Source organism: Fenollaria sporofastidiosus (assembly GCF_943169635.2).
Taxonomy (GTDB): Bacteria; Bacillota; Clostridia; order Tissierellales; family Peptoniphilaceae; genus Fenollaria; species Fenollaria sporofastidiosus.
On sequence record NZ_OW968186.1, the window covers coordinates 1,221,444 to 1,241,747 of the forward strand.

The window sequence follows — 20,304 nt, forward strand, 5'->3', positions numbered from 1 at the left end:
AAACTCATGGCTATTAACATAGTTTTGCACGAGCCAGAAATACCACATAACACAGGAGCCATTGCTAGGAGCTGTGTTTTGACAAATTCAAAGCTTCATTTAATAAAGCCGTTTGGATTTGAGCTTAGTGATAAATATTTAAAAAGGGCAGGCTTAGATTATTGGAAGTATCTCGATATTACTACATATGAAGACTTAAACGACTTTTTTGAAAAGAACAAAAATGTAAATTTTTATCTTGCGACAACAAAGACTACAAAGATATATTCAGATGTTAAATTTAAGGATGGAGATTTTATCTTCTTTGGTAAAGAGACAGCTGGTTTGCCGGAGGACTTTATAAAAGAGCACAGTGAAAGAGCAATTAGAATACCAATGATAAAAGACTTAAAAAGGTCTTTGAACTTGGCTAATTCATGCACAGTTATTTTATATGAAGCACTTAGGCAACTAAACTTTATGGAATTAGTGTAGGTGATGGTATGGAGTATTTATTAGGTCTGATGGGAGGCCTTGGTTTATTCCTATATGGAATGAGCCTTATGGGAGACGGTCTTCAAAAGGCAGCTGGCAGTAAATTAAAAAATATAATTGGAGCATTGACTAAGAATACATTCTTAGGTATTTTAGTTGGTACTGTAGTCACTATGATTATACAAAGCTCATCAGCAACTACAGTTATGGTTGTAGGTTTTGTCAATGCAGGACTTATGAATCTGTACCAAGCAGTAGGTATAATATTTGGAGCAAATATAGGTACAACAATTACTGGTCAAATGCTAGCCCTTAATATTTCTAAATATGCACCTATAGCAATATTTGTTGGCGTTTTATTATTTATGCTGGGCAAGAAGAAAAAAATAAAAAGCTATGCAGAAATTGTTTTAGGACTTGGCATATTATTCTTTGGTATGGCAGCAATGGGTGAAGCGATGAGGCCTTTAGGAGAAAGCCCAGTATATGCAGAGCTTATGGCTAAATTAACTAATCCATGGCTAGGCTTACTAGTTGGTTTAGTAATGACAACTATACTACAATCGTCATCAGCAGCACAAGCCATCATACTAGCTCTTGCTTCACAAAATATAATTAATATGCACATAGCATTCCCAATACTATTTGGTCAAAACATAGGTACAACAACTACAGCACTTATATCAAGTATTGGAGCCAATAGAACAGCTAAACAAGCAGCATTTATACATTTTATTTTTAATGTGTTTGGATCTATAGTATTTTTATTATTGCTAAAGAATCCGATAGAAACTTATGTTGTCAATACTTTTGCTTCACCTACGACACAAATAGCTATGGCTCACACATTCTTTAACGTTATAAATGTACTTTGGATGATGCCTTTTGCCAAAGTTTTGGTTAAGATTGCACAAAAACTTATACCAGAAAGTGACAGTAAAGAAGATAAACATTCTATTCACCTAGACTATCGTATATTAACTACACCAGGTTTAGCAATAGGAACAGTTGTGGACGAATTAACAAGAATGAATGATTTAGTATTACAAAACATAGAAGACTCAAGAAACTTATTAATTAATAAAAAGATTGAGCTTATGGAAGTCATATATGAAAGAGAAGAACTTATAAACAGCTTACAAAAAGAAATTATAGATTATTTAGTAAAGGTATCAACATCAGGACTATCTAAAGAACAACACGAAACAGTCGACGATTTATTCTTTATTGTAAACGATATTGAAAGAGCTGGAGACCACGTTAAAAACATCACTCAATTAAGTGAAGAAAGAATAAACATGGACATACATTTTACTGGTGAAGGAAAGAGAGAGCTTAACGAAATGTATGACTTAACAGTTAATGTATTTACACTAACAATGAATGCATACAAATCTATGTCTGAAGAAATGGCATATGATATTATTAATATAGAAAAGAAGATAGACGTTTGCGAAAAAGAATTTAGAGAAAAACATTTTAGAAGACTTATGAGCAATGAATGCGAAGAAGAGCAAGGCATCATATTCTTAGACACAATATCAAATCTAGAAAGAATTGGTGACCATGCTGACAACATAGCTGGTTATGTACTTAAACATTTCAAATAATTACTTTAATGTGCAAAGAAAACAGATTTTAATTCAGATATAAAAAAATTAAATGTAGAAAGGCTTGCAAATTAATACTATTTGTAGTATAATATAATCAGTAATGGACTGGACGACAGATGCGGGAGAGAACGTATGTCACCGAAGGGTAAAGAATCTAAGCTCACTACTTATATTCAAAAGTCTCAGGTAAAAGAACCGCGTTTTGACAGTACTCTGGAAAGCTTTAAGCACCGATGGAGCAATCTTGTTTAAGAGAATCTCACAGGTTATGGACAGAGAACAAGAGTGGCTTGTTTTCTGTTTTTTAATTTATGGACAATTTTGTTAATAAACAATATGTAGTATAAGGAGGAATATCATAATGTATGATGTAATTATTATTGGAGGAGGCCCTGCAGGCTTAGCAGCTGGCCTATATGCTTCAAGAGCAAGACTTAAAACACTTATCCTTGAAAAGGAAAAAGCAGGTGGACAAATCGTTATAACTGACGAAGTTGCGAACTATCCAGGTTCAGTTGAAGACGCTTCAGGTCCAAGCCTTATTAAGAGAATGAAAGATCAAGTAGACAGCTTTGGTGCAGAATTCGTAATCGATACAGTTCAAAAGCTAGAACTTAACGATAAGGTTAAGAAAGTTGTTTGCAAAGACAAAACTTACGAAGGCAAAACTGTTATAGTTGCAACAGGCGCTACACCAAGAAAGATTGGTTGCCCTGGTGAAGCAGAATTCACTGGCAGAGGCGTTAGCTACTGCGCAACATGTGATGCTAACTTCTTTGAAGACATGGAAGTTTATGTAGTAGGCGGTGGAGACTCAGCATTCGAAGAGGCTATGTACCTATCTAAGTTTGCTAGAAAAGTTACTCTAGTATATAGAAAGGGTAAAGAAGAAGCACGTGCAGCTGAAAGTATAAAAGAAAAAGCTTATAAGAATCCAAAACTTGATTATATTTGGAATGCAACTGTTGTTGAAGTTAAGGGCGACGGAATCCTTACAAGCATTGTACTTGAAGATACAAAGACTAAAGAAAGACGTGAAATATTCGCTGACGAAAATGACGGAACATTTGGTCTATTCGTATTCGTAGGATATACTCCTAAGAACGACATAGTTGAAGGCTTACTTGATATGGAAGGCGGATACATTGTAACAGATGAAAACATGCATACAAATATCCCAGGAGTATTTGCAGCTGGAGACAATAGAAAGAAAGAATTAAGACAAGTTGTTACAGCAACAGCAGATGGTGCTATAGCTGCAACACAAGCTGAAAAGTATATCAACGAACATTTCGGAGACTAATAGTCTTATAGTATAAAATTTAAGGAGGAATTGAAATGTTAGAAGTAACAAAGGACAATTTTGAACAAGAAGTTAAACAAGCTGAAGGTTATGTATTAGTGGATTTCTGGGGACCTACATGTGAACCATGCAAAGCTTTAATGCCACATATCCACGCTATGGAAGATGAATTTAAAAACGTAAAATTCACATCATTTGATATTTCAAAGGGAAGAAGATTAGCAATTGGAGAAAAAGTTATGGGCTTACCAGTAATTGCTATTTACAAAGATGGCTCTCAAGTTGATTCAAGAGTTAAAGAAGACGCTACTAAAGAATCAGTTAGAGAAATGTTAGAAAAATATAACTAAAGTTTATTTACTATTAAATAGTTAAATATATTAAAATTTTAAGGGAGGTGAGATTATGCGTCTAGAAATAGGCAACGTGCTTATTAAAGATGTTCAATTCGGCCAAGAAACAAAGGTAGAAAATGGTGTTTTATATGTAAATAAAGATGACATTATCAAACTTTGTAAGGAAGATGAACACATTAAATCTGTAGACGTAGAAATCGCTAGACCGGGAGAAAGTGTTAGAATCACACCGGTTAAAGATGTTGTTGAACCAAGAGTTAAAGTTGAAGGACCTGGTGGAGTATTCCCTGGTATCTTATCAAAAGTTGACGTAGTTGGTTCAGGTAAAACAAACGTTCTTAAAGGTTGTGCAGTAATGACAACAGGTAAAATTGTTGGTTTCCAAGAAGGTATTGTCGACATGACAGGCCCAGGTGCTCAATATACACCATTCTCAAAAACTAACAATATTGTAGTTATTGCTGAACCAATTGATGGTTTAAAGCAACACGAACATGAAAAAGCTCTAAGATATTGTGGATTCAAGACTGCAGCTTACTTAGCAGAAGCAGCAAGAAACTTGACTCCAGATGAAACAGAAGTTTATGAAACACTACCTTTAATGGAAGGTGCTGAAAAGTTCAAAGGACTTCCAAGAGTTGCATATGTTCAAATGCTTCAATCTCAAGGACTTCTACACGACACATACGTTTATGGAGTCGATGCAAAGCAAATAGTTCCTACAATTTTATACCCAACTGAAGTTTTTGATGGAGCTATAATTAGTGGTAACTGCGTATCATCATGCGATAAGAACCCTTCTTATGTACACATGAACAACCCAGTTGTTAAAGAATTGTACAAAGAACACGGTAAAACTATCAACTTTGTTGGTATGATTATCACTAACGAAAACGTTTATCTTGCAGATAAGGAAAGAAGTTCAAACTGGACTGCTAAGCTAGCTAGATATCTAGATCTTGATGGAGCTGTTGTTTCACAAGAAGGTTTTGGTAACCCAGATACAGACTTAATCATGAACTGTAAGAAAATTGAAGGCCAAGGCGTTAAGACTGTAATCATTACAGATGAGTACGCTGGTAGAGACGGTGCTTCTCAATCATTAGCGGACGCTGATAAGGCTGCAGACGCAGTTATTACTGGCGGTAACGCTAACGAATTAATTGAACTACCTAAGATGGACAAAGTTATAGGTCACCCTGAATTTATCGATACAATAGCAGGTGGATTTGACGGTTCATTAAAGGCTGATGGTTCAGTAACAGTTGAGATTCAAGCTATAACAGGAGCTACTTCTGAAGTAGGTTTTGGATACTTAACAGCAAGAGGCAAATAATTAATAATAAATTTAAAATTACAAATAGGAAAGGAGAGTTTTTGAATGTCAATATTTAATGAAAATTCAAAAGTTGTTATAATTGGCGACAGAGACGGTATTCCTGGTCCTGCTATGGAAGAGTGTGTAAAGACAACTCCAGCAGAAGTTGTATTCTCAGCTACTGAGTGTTTTGTCTGAACTGCAGCTGGCGCTATGGACCTAGAAAACCAAAACAGAGTAAAAGAAGCCGTAGATAAATACGGTGCAGAAAACATCATAGTTTTACTTGGTGGAGGAGAAGCTGAAACAGCAGGCTTAGCAGCTGAAACTGTTACAGCAGGTGACCCTACATGGGCTGGTCCTTTAGCCGGAGTCTCGTTGGGACTTAAGGTATATCATGCATTAGAACCTGAATTTAAAGAAAGTGTTGATGCAGGAGTTTATGACGAACAAATCGGAATGATGGAAATGGTATTAGACGTTGATGCTATTACTAGTGAAATCAAAAATATCAGAGATGAGTACACTCAATATAAATAGTGCCCAAAAATTTTAGTAAAAGGGGGGAAATATGATGAGTAAATTAAGAGTAGTTCATTATATTAACCAATTCTTTGCCGGTGTTGGTGGAGAAGAAAAAGCTGATATTAAACCTTACGTAGAAGAAAAGGTAATGGGTCCTGGAATGGCTTTAAATGGTCAATTCAAAGGAGAAGCTGAAATTGTTGCGACTATAGTATGTGGTGACTCATATTTCGGAGAAAACATAGAAGAAGCAAAAGCAGCTATACTAGAAATGGTTAAAAAATATGAACCGGATCTATTCATCGCAGGACCTGCATTTAACGCAGGAAGATACGGTGTAGCTTGTGCTACAATAACAGATGCAGTACAAAATGAACTTGGAATTCCAGCAATCACTGGTATGTATGTTGAAAACCCAGGCGCTGATATGTTCAAGAAATCTATATATATAGTAAGCACAAAGAACAGTGCAGCTGGTATGGTTGATGCTGTTCAACACATGGCTCCATTAGCTCTTAAATTAGCTAAGAAAGAAAAGATCGGTACTCCAGCAGAAGAAGGATACATCGAAAGAGGAGTAAGATACAATCTATTCGTAGAAGAAATAGGAGCAAGAAGAGCTGTTGACATGATGCTTAAGAAGTTAAAAGGCGAAGAATATGTTACAGAATATCCAATGCCTAACTTCGACAGAGTTGATCCAAATCCAGCTATAAAAGATATGGCTCACGCAACTATCGCTTTAGTTACATCTGGCGGTATTTGTGCAAAAGGAAACCCTGATCACATCGAAGCATCATCAGCTTCTAAATATGGAAGATATGATATTACAGGTGTAGATGCATTCACAAGTGAAAATGCTCAAACAGCACACGGTGGATATGACCCTGTATATGCTAACGAAGATCCAAACAGAGTTTTACCTCTTGACATCATGAGAGAATTTGAAAAAGAAGGTAAAATTGGTAAGCTATATAATGCATATTTCACAACAGTTGGTAACGGTACTGCCGTTGCAAACGCTAAGAAATTTGCATCAGAATTCTCAAAAGAATTAGTTGAAAACCATGTTGATGGAGTTATATTAACTAGTACCTGAGGTACTTGTACACGTTGCGGTGCAACAATGGTAAAAGAAATTGAACGTGCAGGAATCCCTGTAGTTCACATGTGTACAGTAGTTCCAATTTCATTAACAGTTGGTGCTAACAGAATAGTTCCTACAATAGCTATTCCACATCCACTTGGAGATCCAAAACTTGATCATGATGAAGAAGTTTCTCTAAGAAGAAAACTAGTTGCAAAGGCATTACATGCTTTAGAAACTGAAGTTGATGGACAAACTGTTTTCGATAAATAATTATTGTAAATAATAAATCGCCCTTTTAATTAAGGGCGATGTACATAATTATGTTTATGTCATAGTTATACTATGTTATAGATAATTCATAATAAAAAAATATTACGGAGGTGTATGGATGAATTATTCAGTATTAAAGGGTGCAGCTTATGTATTGTTACAAGCACCTGATATGGTAATCCACAATGGAACTACACAAACAACAGAAAGAACTCTACATCCAGATTCAGAGTATCTAAAGGCAGTTCCAAAACATTTAAGAAGTTTCGAAGACTGTGTTAACTATTTACCTAACCAAATTTATATAGGTAATGATGTTCCTGAAAAATTAAGAGAAGTACCTGAGCCATGGCATGAACACTTACTATCTGGCGCAGACAGACACGGTGCTAAGGGCGAAATTCTTCCACAATCTGAACTTATAGGTATGATGAAAGTTGCAGATGTTTTTGAGTTAGTTTTCTTAACTTCAGAATTTACTGATCAAGTTAGAAAAGAATTCGAAGAACATCCGCTAATCAATGATGAATTAATTGCTAGATTAGGAAAAGGTACTGAATTAGCAGAAATTGAAGGCTTAATTAATGATCACGGTGCTGAAGCAATCATGAACGAAGACAAAATCGTAGGTTGTGTTAAGAGAGCACACGATGTTGACCAAAACTTATCTGCTCACGTAATGTTTGAAAACTTAGTAGTTAAAGCATCAGGTATATTTGCTGCTTTAAACTGTATAGAAAAGAACCACATAGACCCTGCATCAATTGAATATGTGATTGAATGTTCAGAAGAAGCATGTGGCGATATGAATCAAAGAGGTGGCGGTAACTTTGCTAAATCTATAGCAGAATTAACTGGTTTAGTTAACGCATCAGGTTCAGACGTAAGAGGTTTCTGTGCTGCACCAACTCACTCTTTAATTTCTGCTGCTTCTTTAGTACAAGCTGGAACATTTAAGAATGTAATGGTAGTAGCTGGTGGTTCTAGTGCTAAACTTGGCATGAACGGAAGAGACCATGTTAAGAAGGAAATGCCAATAATCGAAGACTGTGTTGCAGGATTTGCATTTGTTGTTTCTCAAAATGATGGAGAACATCCAATAATAAGAACTGATATTGTCGGCAGACATACAGTTGGCACTGGTTCATCACCACAAGCAGTTATCACTTCTTTAGTTACAAATCCACTAACAAAAGCTGGATTAAAAATCATAGATGTAGATAAATATTCAGTAGAAATGCAAAATCCAGATATAACAAGACCAGCTGGAGCAGGTGACGTTCCTGAAGCTAACTTTAAGATGATAGGAGCTTTAGCTGTAAAGAATGGCGAAATCGAAAGAACTGCACTTCCTGATTTTATCGTTGAACATGGTATGAAAGGTTGGGCTCCAACTCAAGGCCATATACCTTCAGGAGCACCTTATCTTGGATTTGTTATAGATGATATCAAGAGCGGAGCAGTAAAAAGAGCTATGATTGTTGGTAAGGGAAGCTTATTCTTAGGTAGAATGACAAACCTATTCGACGGTGTTTCTATAGTAATCGAAAAGAACCCAGGAAAGGTTAGCGAAGAAGGTGCAGCATCTGAAGAAACTATTAAGAAATATGTAGCAGATGCAATGAGAGATTTCGCTAAATCATTCACTGAAGAAAATTAGAGGTGACGATATGTCAGACAACATTAAGAAAATGATTGGACAAGTTTTTAATGACATCGCAGATGGATTAGAAACTGGTTCATTCGGAAAAAAAGTACGTGTTGGTTTAACAAGTTTTGGTAGCGAACACGGTACTGAAAACTTAGTTAAAGCTGCAGAACTTGCTCAATCTAGAGATTCTTCAATGGAAGTTGTTCTTATTGGTCCAAAAGCAGAAACTGAATTAACTCAATATGAAGTTTCTGATGAAGATCAAGGTTATAAGAAGATGGAAGAATTATTAGATGCTGGAGAGATAGATGCATGCGTTACTATGCATTACAACTTCCCAATTGGAGTATCAACTGTTGGTAGAGCAGTTACTCCTGGTTTTGGTAAAGAAATGCTTATAGCAACAACTACAGGAACATCTTCTGCACATAGAGTAGAAGCAATGGTTCTTAATGGTATTTATGGTCTAATCGTAGCTAAGGCATTAGGAAATCAAGATCCAAGTCTTGGTATTCTAAATGTTGATGGAGCTAGACAAGTTGAGAGAGCTTTCAAACAATTAAATGATAAAGGATTTAATATTAAATTTGCTGAGTCACACAGAGCTGACGGTGGAGATGTAATGAGAGGAAATGACTTATTACAAGCTTCATGTGACGTTGTTGTTAATGACTCATTAACTGGAAATATCCTTATGAAGATGTTCTCATCATTCACTACAGGCGGTTCATACGAAGCTAACGGCTTTGGATATGGTCCTGGTATTGGTGAAGGATTTAACAGAACTATCCTTATAGTATCTAGAGCATCAGGAGTTCCTGTTGTAGCAAACGCTTTAACTTATGCTGCAGGACTTGTTAAAGGTAACTTACACAAGGTTGCGAAGGCAACATTTGAAGCAGCTAATGCAGCTGGTTTAAAAGATATACTTGCATCATTAAGTAAAGCTAATGAAAAGAAAGATGACGGACCAAAAGAAGCTGTTGCTGCTCCTCCAAAGGAAGTAGTAGAAGAAGCTATTGCTGGTATTGATATACTAGAGTTAGAAGATTCAGTTCAAGCACTTTGGAAAGAAGGCATTTATGCTGAAAGTGGTATGGGTTGTACAGGACCAGTTATAATGGTTAGTAAGAACAACTTAGATAAGGCTAAAGAAGTTTTAACAAAAGCTGGATATATAACAAGCGATGCAAATTGCTAATAAAAATGAGGCGCAAGCCTCATTTTTTATTGCAAATTTTTAAATTAAATCAGCTTAATATATTTGACAATTAACATTGGTTTATTTATCTAATGCTTGCAAATTATAATTAAGAATTGTATAATGAAATAGGTGAGTTAAATGAAAAAATACAAACAATACTTAAATGAATATATATTGGATCTAAGATCTTTAATAGAATTGTCAAGTTTTTCTTTAATAGTTCTTAGTTTAATAATATTACCTATCTCAAAGGTACACAGATTAGACATTGCATTGAGCGTGTCACTTATTTTTTATTACATTTTTATTAGGCCTAATATTAAAGATACACAAACATTCTATGTCTTTAGACTAATAGCTAGTAATGCTACGCGTAGAGCTATTTTGCACTTTGTTTTAATCAGATTAATTATAAAAAGGAGCTTAGATATATACTCGAATCATTATTTTATAAAATATACTTTAATTATGACAATTGTCTTTATATTATATTTACTTATTGTTGCATATATTAGCAATAATAAAATAAAAAAGAAAGAAATATATTTCAAAGATTTTAAATATAACGATAGACTTATAATTGACTACTACTTATCACAGACGTATCCATTAGAAAAACTTGAGAGTTTTAAATATTATTCACATCTAAGTTCTTTATATAGTGATGATAACACAAGTAGTGAGGACTTGGAGTTAAAGTATGCATATCTTAAGGAGCTTTTCTCAAAGAAGGAAGATGATGAGACTAAGGAAAAAATAAGACTAGAAATTTTAAAGAAGCTAGAAGAGGCTTATCAGTTCATAAAATTTGAAAATAAATAAAAAACATAAAAAACATAAAAAAAGTTCTTGACAATTCTTTTTGTTGGTAGTATGATTATAAGGATAAAAAATATAGGGAGGATATTATGCTTAAGGGAAGAAATTATATTGATCCAGAGGATCTAAGCCTAGAAGAGCTTGATGAGCTATTTGACCTAGGTAAAGAAATTGTAAAAAATGAAAAGGATTTTATTCACGTTTGTGACGGTAAAATCCTAGCTACTCTATTCTATGAGCCCAGCACGAGAACCAGATTTTCATTTGAAGCCGCTATGTTAAGATTAGGCGGAGGTGTTATTGGTTTCTCGGAGCCGGGCTCTAGTTCTGTAGCAAAGGGTGAAACATTAGCTGATACTCTAAGAACAGTAAGCTGCTACTCAGACATAATTGCTATGAGACATCCTAAAGAAGGCGCTCCTCAATATGGACACAATGCATGCACAGTACCACTAATAAATGCAGGAGATGGTGGACATCAACATCCTACACAAACACTTACAGACTTATTTACAATATTAAGTGCTAAAGGCAAATTTGACAATATGACTATAGGTTTATGCGGAGACTTAAAGTTCGGTAGAACAGTTCACTCGCTAATTAAGGCTATGTCAAGATATTCAGGCAATAAATTTGTACTTATATCACCAGATGAGTTAAAGGTACCAAACTATATCAAAGAGCAAGTTCTTGATAAAAAGTCTATACCATATACAGAAGTAGAAAGACTTGAAGATGTAATTGACGACCTTGATGTATTATATATGACACGTGTACAAAAAGAAAGATTCTTCAACGAAGCTGACTATGTAAGATTAAAAGACAGCTACGTTCTAGACCTTGAAAAACTAAAAAATGCAAAGAAAGATCTAGCGATACTTCATCCACTACCAAGAGTTAATGAGATAGCTGTTGAAGTAGACGATGATCCAAGAGCATGGTACTTCAGACAAGTTAAGAACGGTATGTATATAAGAATGGCACTAATTGCAAAGTTATTGGGGGTTAAATAATGTTAAGTATTAATAGTATTTCAAAAGGAATAGTTATAGATCATATCCAAGCAGGTCATGGTGTACAAATATTTGAATATTTAAATCTTAGAGAAGCTGACTTTACTGTAGCTCTTATTATGAATGCACAAAGTGATAAAATGGGCAGAAAAGACATGATCAAGATTGAAAATGAAATAGATTTAGACTTATCTGCACTAGGATTTATTGACCCAAATATAACAGTGAATGTTATAAAAGATGAAAAGATAGAAAGAAAGATAAATCTATCACTTCCAGAAGTTGTAGAAGGAGTTATCAAGTGTAAAAACCCACGCTGTATAACTTCTGTCGAAAGAAATATTCCACATAAATTTGTCTTAGTAGATAAAGAAAAAGGCAAGTACAAATGTGCTTATTGTGATCATGTTTATGGAGAATAAAATGATTATTGATAAACTATTTGAAGAAGTTCAAAAAAATGGTCCAATCTGTGTCGGTTTAGACACAGATTTCTCCTATATACCAGAACACTTAAATAGCATAGAGAGTATTTCAGATAGGGTTTTTAAATTTAATAAGGATATAATTGATGCAACATATGATTTAGTAGCGGTTTATAAGCTTCAAATTGCTTATTACGAGGCTCTAGGAGTAGAAGGACTACAGGCGTATAAGAAAACTCTAGAATACCTTAGAGAGAAGAATAAACTTAGCATAGGAGATATTAAGAGATCCGACATCGCAAAAACTGCTGAAATGTATGCAAAAGCACACTTTGAAGGTGATTTTGAGTCTGATTTCATAACTCTTTCTCCGTTTATGGGCTATGATAGCATAAAACCATATCTAAGCTACTTAGAAAGCGGTAAAAAGGGAATATTCGTACTGCTAAGAACATCAAATCCTGGTGCTTTAGACATTGAGTATCTTGAAAATAACGGCGAAACATTGTATAATATAATTGGTGATAATCTTGATAAGATTGCTGAAAAATATATTGGAGACTATGGATACTCATCTTTGGGTTTTGTTGTTGGAGATAATATTATGGACAGTGGAGAACAAGATGATATAAGAAAGAGATTTCCAAGAGAGTTTTTCTTAATACCAGGCTATGGAGCTCAAGGAGGCAAGGCATCTACTGTTAAAAAGCTATTAAACGAGTTAAATGGTGGTGTTGTCAACTCTTCAAGAGGAATCATAACTAGTCATATGAAGCATAAGGATGATGCTGATTATGATGACAAAAAATATACAAAATATATTAGAGAAGCTGTTATAAACATGAAGGAGGATATCTGTGGCTAGAAATGCATATAAAGAGGGAACGATACTAGAAAACAATCATATCGTTGACAATATCTACGTTTTAAAAGTAAGTGGTCCATTTGTAGGAGCACCTGGACAATTTTATATGATTAAATCTTGGCAAGGAACAGACCCTCTTTTAGCTAGGCCTATCAGTATCTATGACATAGATGATGAGGGCAATATCTATCTTTTAGTGGCAAATGTAGGCAGAGGAACAGATATAATGATGAATTTAAAGAAGGGCGACAAGCTATATTTGCTTGGACCACTAGGTAATAAGTTCCCATTGCCAAATAAAGATGAAAAGATTGCCTTAGTTGGCGGTTCTGTAGGTATAGCGCCACTTAAATACCTTGCTAGATCGATACAAAATATTACTAAGAACATAGATTATTATGCCGGATTTAGAGATAATCCATACCTTATAGAAGATTTTGAAGAATATGTAGAAAATACATACATATCAACTGAAAGTGGCAAGGTTGGCTACAAAGGCTATATCATAGACATAATTGAGAGTGAAAAATACGACAAGATATATACATGCGGACCATTTCCAATGATGAAGGCGCTGCTTTTAAAGGCTCATAATAGGAATAAGGTTCTAGTTAGTATGGAATCTAGAATGGCGTGCGGAGTTGGTACATGTAGAGGCTGCAGTATAAAGACAAAGGTTGGCATGAGACGTGTTTGCAAAGATGGACCAATATTTGGAGGAGGTGTGTTTTTAATTGACTGATTTAAGAGTAAAGATAGCTAATATTGAATTTAAAAACCCACTTATAGCTGCGAGCGGAACTTTCGGTTTTGGCAAAGAGTATGAAGAGTACTACGACATCTCAAAGCTTGGAGGTGTATCAACTAAAGGACTTACACTAAATCCAAAGAACGGCAACGAGGGCATAAGACTTTTCGAAACACCGAGCGGATTAATGAACAGCATTGGGCTTGAAAACCCTGGCATTCAAGCGTTTATTGATAATGAGCTAGACTTTTTACTATCAAAAGATATAATTACACTTGTAAACATTGGTGGAAATAATATAGAGGATTATCTAGAGGCAGTTAGATTAATATCAAAAACAGATGCTCAAATGATAGAGCTTAATATTTCCTGTCCAAATGTTAAAAGTGGCGGTATGGCCTTTGGTATAAAAACATGCGTTGCAAAGGATGTAGTAAAAAAGGTTAGAGATATTACAGATAAACCACTTATTGTAAAACTTTCACCAAATGCTAATGATATAGTTGAGATGGCTAAAGCATGTGAGGAAGTTGGTGCTGATGCCTTAAGTTTAGTAAATACATTTAATGCCATGGCCATAGATATATTTAGACGCAAGGCAGTATTTAATAATAAAACTGCTGGTCTTTCAGGACCTGCAATCAAGCCTATCGCTTTAAGGATGACTTACGAAGTATCTAAAGCTGTCAATATACCTGTTATCGGCATGGGTGGCATACAAAATTATAAAGATGTTATTGAATTCATTATGGCAGGTGCGAGCGCTGTGCAAGTAGGGACTATGAACTTTACAGAACCTATGATAATGTCAAATATTGTAGATGACTTAGAAAAATATATGAATGACAATAAGATTGAAAGTTTTGAAGAAATTAGAGGAATAATTTAATGAGTATAGGTATAGATATAGTTGAAATATCTAAAATTAGAAAGCTAATGGAAAATAAAAAGTTTTTGAATCGCTTCTTTAGTGATGCAGAAGTTGATCACATAAGATCATCAGCAAAGGCTGATGAGACTTGTGCTGGAATTTTTGCTGCTAAAGAGGCAATAATTAAGGCTTTAAATGGCAATTTAGATGGATTGAAATACAAAGATATATCTATACAAAGAAAAAATGATATACCATTTGCATGTGTGAATGGTATAAATTTTTTTGTCTCAATTGCACATGATGGTGATTATGCAATAAGAGTGGCAAATACTAATGATATTGCATCTAAAAATATAATTGATCAAGATTTTAAGGTTTTTAAAAAGAGGAACAACTTTACTCACAAAGGTGACTATGGAAAGATTGCAATATTTGCAGGCTCACTATCTATGACTGGAGCACCTTACTTTGCGTCCCTTGCAGCAATGAGGACTGGATGCGGTCTTTCATACTTATATGTAGATAAAAATATACAAGATATACTTAGTGTGAAACTATCAGAAACTATAATCAGAACTAATGATGTATATAATTTATCTGATATGGATGCAATTTTGCTTGGACCAGCGTGGTCATTCTTTGATGATAGAGATAAAATTTATAAGGATATAGTTAATTCTAATAAAAAACTTGTGATTGACGCAGATGGTCTTCATTATTTAAAGAAGTATGCACATAAACTAGCGTACAGAGCGGTAATCACACCTCACTATGCAGAGCTTGCTAGACTTTTAGATATGGATATTAAAAAAATAATAGACAAGCCTAATAAATATGCAAAACTTGCTAGTGATAAGTACGAAGTAGTAGTAGTCTTAAAGGGCCACAATACAATTGTTTTAGATAATAAAAAAGAATACATAAATGATACAGGAAATCCCGGTATGGCGACTGCAGGCTCAGGTGATGTTTTATCTGGAATAATTACATCATTAATCGCACAAGGCTTTACTATTTTTGATGCAGCGAAGTATGGAGTTTACTTGCATGGACTTGCAGGCGATCTTGCAAAAGAAAAGTATGGTGAGTATTCGCTTATTGCAAGTGATATTGTTGAGTTTATACCACAAGCTATTAAGATGATGGAGGTAGAATAAATGAATGGTAATAGAGCCGCTTGGCTTGAAATCAATTTAAATAACTTAGAGTACAATATTAACTCTATAAAAAAGGCTATTAATCCTGAGACAAAAATCATGCCAGTTATTAAGGCTGACGCATATGGTCACGGAGCTGTAGCTCTCGCAAAATTTATGGAGGGGCTTGGAATAGATAGATTTGTTGTGTCTGTTGCAAGTGAAGCAATGGAGCTTAGAAAAGCGGGTATTGAAGAAGATATACTTATGCTTAATTACTTAGAAGATAATTATTTAGAAGAAGTAGTTGAGTATAATTTAACAAGCGCTATATTTAGCTATGATAAGGCTAAGAAGCTAAGCGATGAAGCTGTAAGACAAAATAAAACTGCCAAGATTCACATTGCTTTGGATACTGGCATGTCCAGAATTGGTTTTCAAGCAGATGAAGTACATAGAGTAAAGTCTGTAGAAGAAATACTAAAGATATCCAAACTTGACAACATTGACATAGAAGGCATATTTACACATTTTGCTAATGCAGATATAAAAGATAAAACTTTAACAGAAAAACAATATGATAACTATAAAAAAACTGTAGCCATGCTCGAAGAGGCAGGACTTAATATAAAGATAAAACACGTCTCAAACTCAGCATCTATTATGGATTTGAAAGATTTAAACCTTGATTATGTAAGAGCTGGCATCATTCTATATGGCTATTATCCATCAGATGAAGTTATAAAAGAGAATTTGCCTTTAAAGAAATTAATGCAATTAAAAGCCTGTATATCAAACGTTAAAGAGATAGAACGCGGCGAAGGCGTTAGCTATACGTTTTCATTTATAGCAGATAAAAAGACTAAGGTTGCAACTATACCAATTGGTTATGCAGACGGAGTTAGAAGACTACTACAAAATAAACTTGAAGTTCTTTACAAAGACAAGCTACTTAAGAGTATCGGCAACATTTGTATGGATCAATTCATGGTTGATGCCAGCGGTACTGATGCTAAGATTGCTGACGTTGTTACAATCATAGGTGATGGTACAAACAAGGCAATGACATATGATGACCTTGCTAAGATAGAAGGAACAATCAATTATGAAGTTTTAACAGACATGAAGGATAGAATTTCAAGAAAATACTTTTATAATAATAAAGAAATTAGCTCTCACAACTATAAAGATATATAGTTCAAAGCTTGTAATCATATTGACTTATGAGCAATTTTAACTTATAATATAGTTGTCTTACTTATCAGAAAGGATGTGAGAATATGATTAAAAGAGGTGATATTATATACGCAGATTTATCACCTGTCATAGGCTCTGAACAAGGCGGCGTAAGGCCAGTTATAGTTATTCAAAACGATGTTGGTAACAAGTATTCACCAACTATTATTGTTGCGGCTATAACAAGCCAACTTAATAAATCTAAACTACCGACCCATATAGCAATAGATGGACCGGAATTTGGCTTGCCTAAAGATAGTGTCATCCTACTTGAACAGATAAGAACAATTGATAAGAAAAGATTGAGAGAGAAGATAGGAACTGTTACTAATAAACTTATGGAAAAAGTTGATGAAGCTATCAAGATAAGTTTATCTTTGAATAAGTAATAGTTTGTTGGACATAAATTACATATTACGGAGTTGAATATATATAAATATGAAAGTATTACATCTAATCAGCGGTGGAGATACAGGCGGGGCTAAAACTCACATTATTAATTTGCTTTGCGGTTTGAAAGACAAAATTGATGTCAAGCTAGTCTGTTTTATAGATGGTCCCTTTGCTGATGATCTAAGAAAACATGGTATAGATGTTGAAGTTCTTAACCAAAAAAGCAGGTTTGACTTTTCTGTAGTTAATAAACTTAAAGGGATTGTTGAAACAGAGCATTATGATATAGTTCATTCACATGGAGCTAGAGCAAATCTAATAAGTTATTTTTTAAAAAAGAGAGTAAAAGCAAAGTTTATCACAACAGTGCACAGCGATTATTTATTAGATTTTAAAGATAATTTCTATAAGAATATTGTATTTACAAATATTAACAAGTTTGCATTAAAGAGATTTGATAATTATATTGCGGTTTCAGACAACTTCAAGGACATGCTAGTTAGCAGAGGCTTTGATAAGTATAAAATTTTTACTATATATAATGGAATTTATTTGCAAGACAGATTAATTAAGGATAAAGAAACATATTTAAAAGAGAAAAATATAGATTATAAGGATAAATTTATAGTAGGTATTTTAGCTAGACTTGATAAAGTAAAAGATCATGAGACATTTCTTAGAGCTGCTAAAGAAGTAATTTCTAAAGATAAGTCCGTTATATTTTTAGTTGCTGGAGATGGACTAGATAAAGACCATTTACTTAACTTAAGAAAAGACTTAAATATAGAGGATAACGTATATTTTTTAGGAAATGAAGACAAGCCTTATGATTTTTTAAATGCAATAGACCTTAATGTTTTAACTAGCTTAAGTGAATCATTCCCATATGTAATTATGGAGGGCGGTTCATTAAAGAAAGCGACTATCGCTTCCAATGTAGGCGGTATTCCTAAGATAATTTTAGATGGAGAAACTGGTTACCTATTTGAAAAGCAAGACTATAAAGACCTTGCATCGAAGATATTAGAATTAAAAAACGATAAAGAGAGGTGTAGAAGATTAGGAGAAAATCTATATAAGAGAATTATTGACAACTTCACACATATAAAGATGGCTGAAAGACACATTGAAATATATAAAAAGGTGCTTGCTAAAAGTATACTGATGTCTGGCTACTTCGGATTTTCAAATTCTGGTGATGATGCTATATTAAAATCGATACTTGAGTCGTTTAAAACTTTGGACTCGAGTCTTAATATAAAGGTTCTTTCTAAGGATACTGATTTAACTGAAAAAGAATATGGAGTAGAAGCAGTAGATAGATTCCACTTCTTTAATATAATCAAAAATTTAAAGAAAACAGATATGCTTATTAGCGGTGGAGGAAGTCTATTGCAAGATAAAACTAGCTCAAGGTCCATCTGGTACTACCTTTTAATAATGAAGCTTGCCATGATTTATAAGAAGAAAGTTTTTGTTTACTCTAATGGGGTTGGACCTATTAACAAGAAATTCAATAGAACTTTTACTCGTAAGGTATTAAATAAAGCTGATTATATAACGCTTAGAGATAATGATTCATATGAATTTATAAAGTCGATAGGTGTAAATAATAAAAATATTAAAGTATTATCTGATCCAGTTTTTAATTTGAAAGAAGCTGATGACGATTCACTATGTAAAAAGTATGAGATTAACAAAAATACGGTTTTGGTTGCAGTTAGATCTTGGATGAATGATGAAAAGCTAATTGATGAGCTTGCTAAGTTTTTAAAATATCTTATTGATGCAGGTAAAAATATTGTATTTATGCCAATGCAGATACCAAGAGACACTTTAATTTCTGAAAAAATTGCTTCTAAGATTAAATCTTGTAAGATTATAGATGAAAAATATCCAGTTGAAATTTTGATGAATCTAATGAAGAGTGCTGATTTTATTATAGCTATGAGACTTCACGCTATGATATATGCTATACATCAAAATGTACCGTTTATTGGTCTTTCATATGACCCAAAGACTGACACACTTCTTAAAGATTTTGATGAATGTCTAAATATAAATGTAGATAATATAGATTACAAAGATTTGCTTAAAGCATATGAGTATATAAATTTAAAAAGGGAAGCTTTTATCGAGAAATTAAAGCTTATAAATGAAGAAAACAAGACTAAGGCGATTGAAGCAAGTAAGCTTGTACTTGAGCTTTTAGAGGATGAATGATATGGATATTAATATACTAGGTGTAAGAATAAACAATATTGATATGAACGAAGCTATGGGAAGGATAAAAGAGTTTTTTGTCAGTAGCAAAGTAAATTATATATACACACCAAATCCAGAGATAGTAATGAGAGCAGGTAGAGATGAGGAGTTTAAAACAATAATTAACTCATCATCATTAAATTTATGCGATGGCATTGGTTTAATTATAGCTTCAAAGCTTAAGAAAAAGCCGCTTAAATCAAGAGTGACTGGCTATGATACATCTATTAAGATATTAGAGCTGATGAATGAAAAGCATCTTTCTTTATTCTTGCTAGGAGCTAAACCTGGCATAGCTGAAAAGGCTATAGAAAGAATTAAAAAAGATTACCCAAACATTGTTATAGCTGGGTTTAACAATGGATATTTTAAAGGTAGTCACAATGGATATGCCTCATGTGAAGAAGAACAAGTTTTAATACAAAAGATAAATGATTCAAATGCAGATGCTATATTCGTAGGCATGGGTGCAGGATATCAAGAAAAGTTTATATATTATAATAAAGATAAGATAAATACAAAACTTGCTATTGCTAATGGCGGAGTAATTGATGTCTTGGCGGGAAATGTTAAAATAGCTCCCGCTTTCATTAGAAAGATAGGTATGGAGTGGTTATATAGGTTAGTTAAAGAACCAAAGAGATTAAAAAGACAGATGGATATACCAAAGTTCTTAATTAAGATTATTTTTACTAAAAACGCAGTAGAGTATATAGATTAAATAGG

At 33.8% G+C, this 20,304-nt stretch carries 20 protein-coding genes and 1 riboswitch; all 20 genes read left to right on the forward strand.

What is annotated here, in order from left to right:
• The first annotated feature begins 6 nt into the window (after positions 1-6).
• Positions 7-474, forward strand: a complete 468-nt coding sequence (locus tag KO172_RS05890) for a tRNA (cytidine(34)-2'-O)-methyltransferase (RefSeq protein WP_215492583.1) — start codon at positions 7-9, stop codon at positions 472-474.
• Between the two features lie 8 nt (positions 475-482).
• Positions 483-2,084 (forward strand): Na/Pi cotransporter family protein, encoded by a 1,602-nt coding sequence (locus KO172_RS05895; protein WP_215492584.1) that lies wholly within the window; start codon positions 483-485, stop codon positions 2,082-2,084.
• A gap of 112 nt (positions 2,085-2,196) precedes the next feature.
• Positions 2,197-2,295: riboswitch (glycine riboswitch) on the forward strand.
• Between the two features lie 153 nt (positions 2,296-2,448).
• Entirely contained in the window at positions 2,449-3,390 is a 942-nt protein-coding gene (gene trxB / locus KO172_RS05900; protein WP_215492585.1) for a thioredoxin-disulfide reductase, read from the forward strand.
• A gap of 35 nt (positions 3,391-3,425) precedes the next feature.
• Positions 3,426-3,740, forward strand: a complete 315-nt coding sequence (gene trxA, locus KO172_RS05905) for a thioredoxin TrxA (RefSeq protein ID WP_019213627.1) — start codon at positions 3,426-3,428, stop codon at positions 3,738-3,740.
• A gap of 55 nt (positions 3,741-3,795) precedes the next feature.
• Complete coding sequence (locus KO172_RS05910; RefSeq protein WP_215492586.1) at positions 3,796-5,082, forward strand: glycine/sarcosine/betaine reductase component B subunit; 1,287 nt, start codon at positions 3,796-3,798, stop codon at positions 5,080-5,082.
• Between the two features lie 45 nt (positions 5,083-5,127).
• Positions 5,128-5,604, forward strand: a complete 477-nt coding sequence (gene grdA, locus KO172_RS05915) for a glycine/sarcosine/betaine reductase complex selenoprotein A (RefSeq protein ID WP_083304710.1) — start codon at positions 5,128-5,130, stop codon at positions 5,602-5,604.
• Positions 5,605-5,638: 34 nt separating this feature from the next.
• Positions 5,639-6,949, forward strand: coding sequence for a glycine reductase complex selenoprotein B (grdB, locus tag KO172_RS05920; protein ID WP_215493416.1), 1,311 nt, complete (start codon positions 5,639-5,641; stop codon positions 6,947-6,949).
• A gap of 118 nt (positions 6,950-7,067) precedes the next feature.
• Entirely contained in the window at positions 7,068-8,609 is a 1,542-nt protein-coding gene (grdC, locus tag KO172_RS05925; RefSeq protein WP_215492587.1) for a glycine/sarcosine/betaine reductase complex component C subunit beta, read from the forward strand.
• A 10-nt stretch (positions 8,610-8,619) separates the two neighbouring features.
• Positions 8,620-9,801, forward strand: a complete 1,182-nt coding sequence (grdD, locus tag KO172_RS05930; protein ID WP_215492588.1) for a glycine/sarcosine/betaine reductase complex component C subunit alpha — start codon at positions 8,620-8,622, stop codon at positions 9,799-9,801.
• A 141-nt stretch (positions 9,802-9,942) separates the two neighbouring features.
• Positions 9,943-10,626, forward strand: coding sequence for a hypothetical protein (locus tag KO172_RS05935; RefSeq protein WP_215492589.1), 684 nt, complete (start codon positions 9,943-9,945; stop codon positions 10,624-10,626).
• Between the two features lie 86 nt (positions 10,627-10,712).
• Positions 10,713-11,636, forward strand: a complete 924-nt coding sequence (gene pyrB / locus KO172_RS05940; protein ID WP_215492590.1) for an aspartate carbamoyltransferase — start codon at positions 10,713-10,715, stop codon at positions 11,634-11,636.
• The gene (locus tag KO172_RS05945; protein ID WP_215492591.1) at positions 11,636-12,058 is read left to right on the forward strand and encodes an aspartate carbamoyltransferase regulatory subunit; all 423 of its coding nucleotides are present in this window, start codon (positions 11,636-11,638) and stop codon (positions 12,056-12,058) included. The genes pyrB and KO172_RS05945 overlap by 1 nt, the downstream gene beginning before the upstream one ends.
• 1 nt (position 12,059) lies before the next feature.
• Positions 12,060-12,926: an orotidine-5'-phosphate decarboxylase gene (pyrF, locus tag KO172_RS05950; protein WP_215492592.1), complete on the forward strand. Its 867-nt coding sequence runs from the start codon at positions 12,060-12,062 to the stop codon at positions 12,924-12,926.
• Positions 12,919-13,668, forward strand: coding sequence for a dihydroorotate dehydrogenase electron transfer subunit (locus tag KO172_RS05955; RefSeq protein ID WP_215492593.1), 750 nt, complete (start codon positions 12,919-12,921; stop codon positions 13,666-13,668). The genes pyrF and KO172_RS05955 overlap by 8 nt, the downstream gene beginning before the upstream one ends.
• The gene (locus KO172_RS05960; protein ID WP_215492594.1) at positions 13,661-14,563 is read left to right on the forward strand and encodes a dihydroorotate dehydrogenase; all 903 of its coding nucleotides are present in this window, start codon (positions 13,661-13,663) and stop codon (positions 14,561-14,563) included. Before KO172_RS05955 ends, KO172_RS05960 begins: the two co-directional genes overlap by 8 nt.
• A complete protein-coding gene (locus KO172_RS05965; protein WP_215492595.1) occupies positions 14,563-15,705 on the forward strand; it encodes an NAD(P)H-hydrate dehydratase in 1,143 nt (380 codons plus the stop codon). The genes KO172_RS05960 and KO172_RS05965 overlap by 1 nt, the downstream gene beginning before the upstream one ends.
• On the forward strand, positions 15,706-16,881 hold the full coding sequence (gene alr, locus KO172_RS05970) for an alanine racemase (RefSeq protein WP_215492596.1): 1,176 nt from the start codon (positions 15,706-15,708) through the stop codon (positions 16,879-16,881). It begins immediately after the preceding gene.
• An 83-nt stretch (positions 16,882-16,964) separates the two neighbouring features.
• The gene (locus KO172_RS05975; protein ID WP_215492597.1) at positions 16,965-17,309 is read left to right on the forward strand and encodes a type II toxin-antitoxin system PemK/MazF family toxin; all 345 of its coding nucleotides are present in this window, start codon (positions 16,965-16,967) and stop codon (positions 17,307-17,309) included.
• 49 nt (positions 17,310-17,358) lie between these two features.
• Positions 17,359-19,536 (forward strand): polysaccharide pyruvyl transferase CsaB, encoded by a 2,178-nt coding sequence (gene csaB / locus KO172_RS05980; RefSeq protein ID WP_215492598.1) that lies wholly within the window; start codon positions 17,359-17,361, stop codon positions 19,534-19,536.
• A gap of 1 nt (position 19,537) precedes the next feature.
• Positions 19,538-20,299: a WecB/TagA/CpsF family glycosyltransferase gene (locus KO172_RS05985; RefSeq protein WP_215492599.1), complete on the forward strand. Its 762-nt coding sequence runs from the start codon at positions 19,538-19,540 to the stop codon at positions 20,297-20,299.
• Positions 20,300-20,304: the final 5 nt, after the last annotated feature.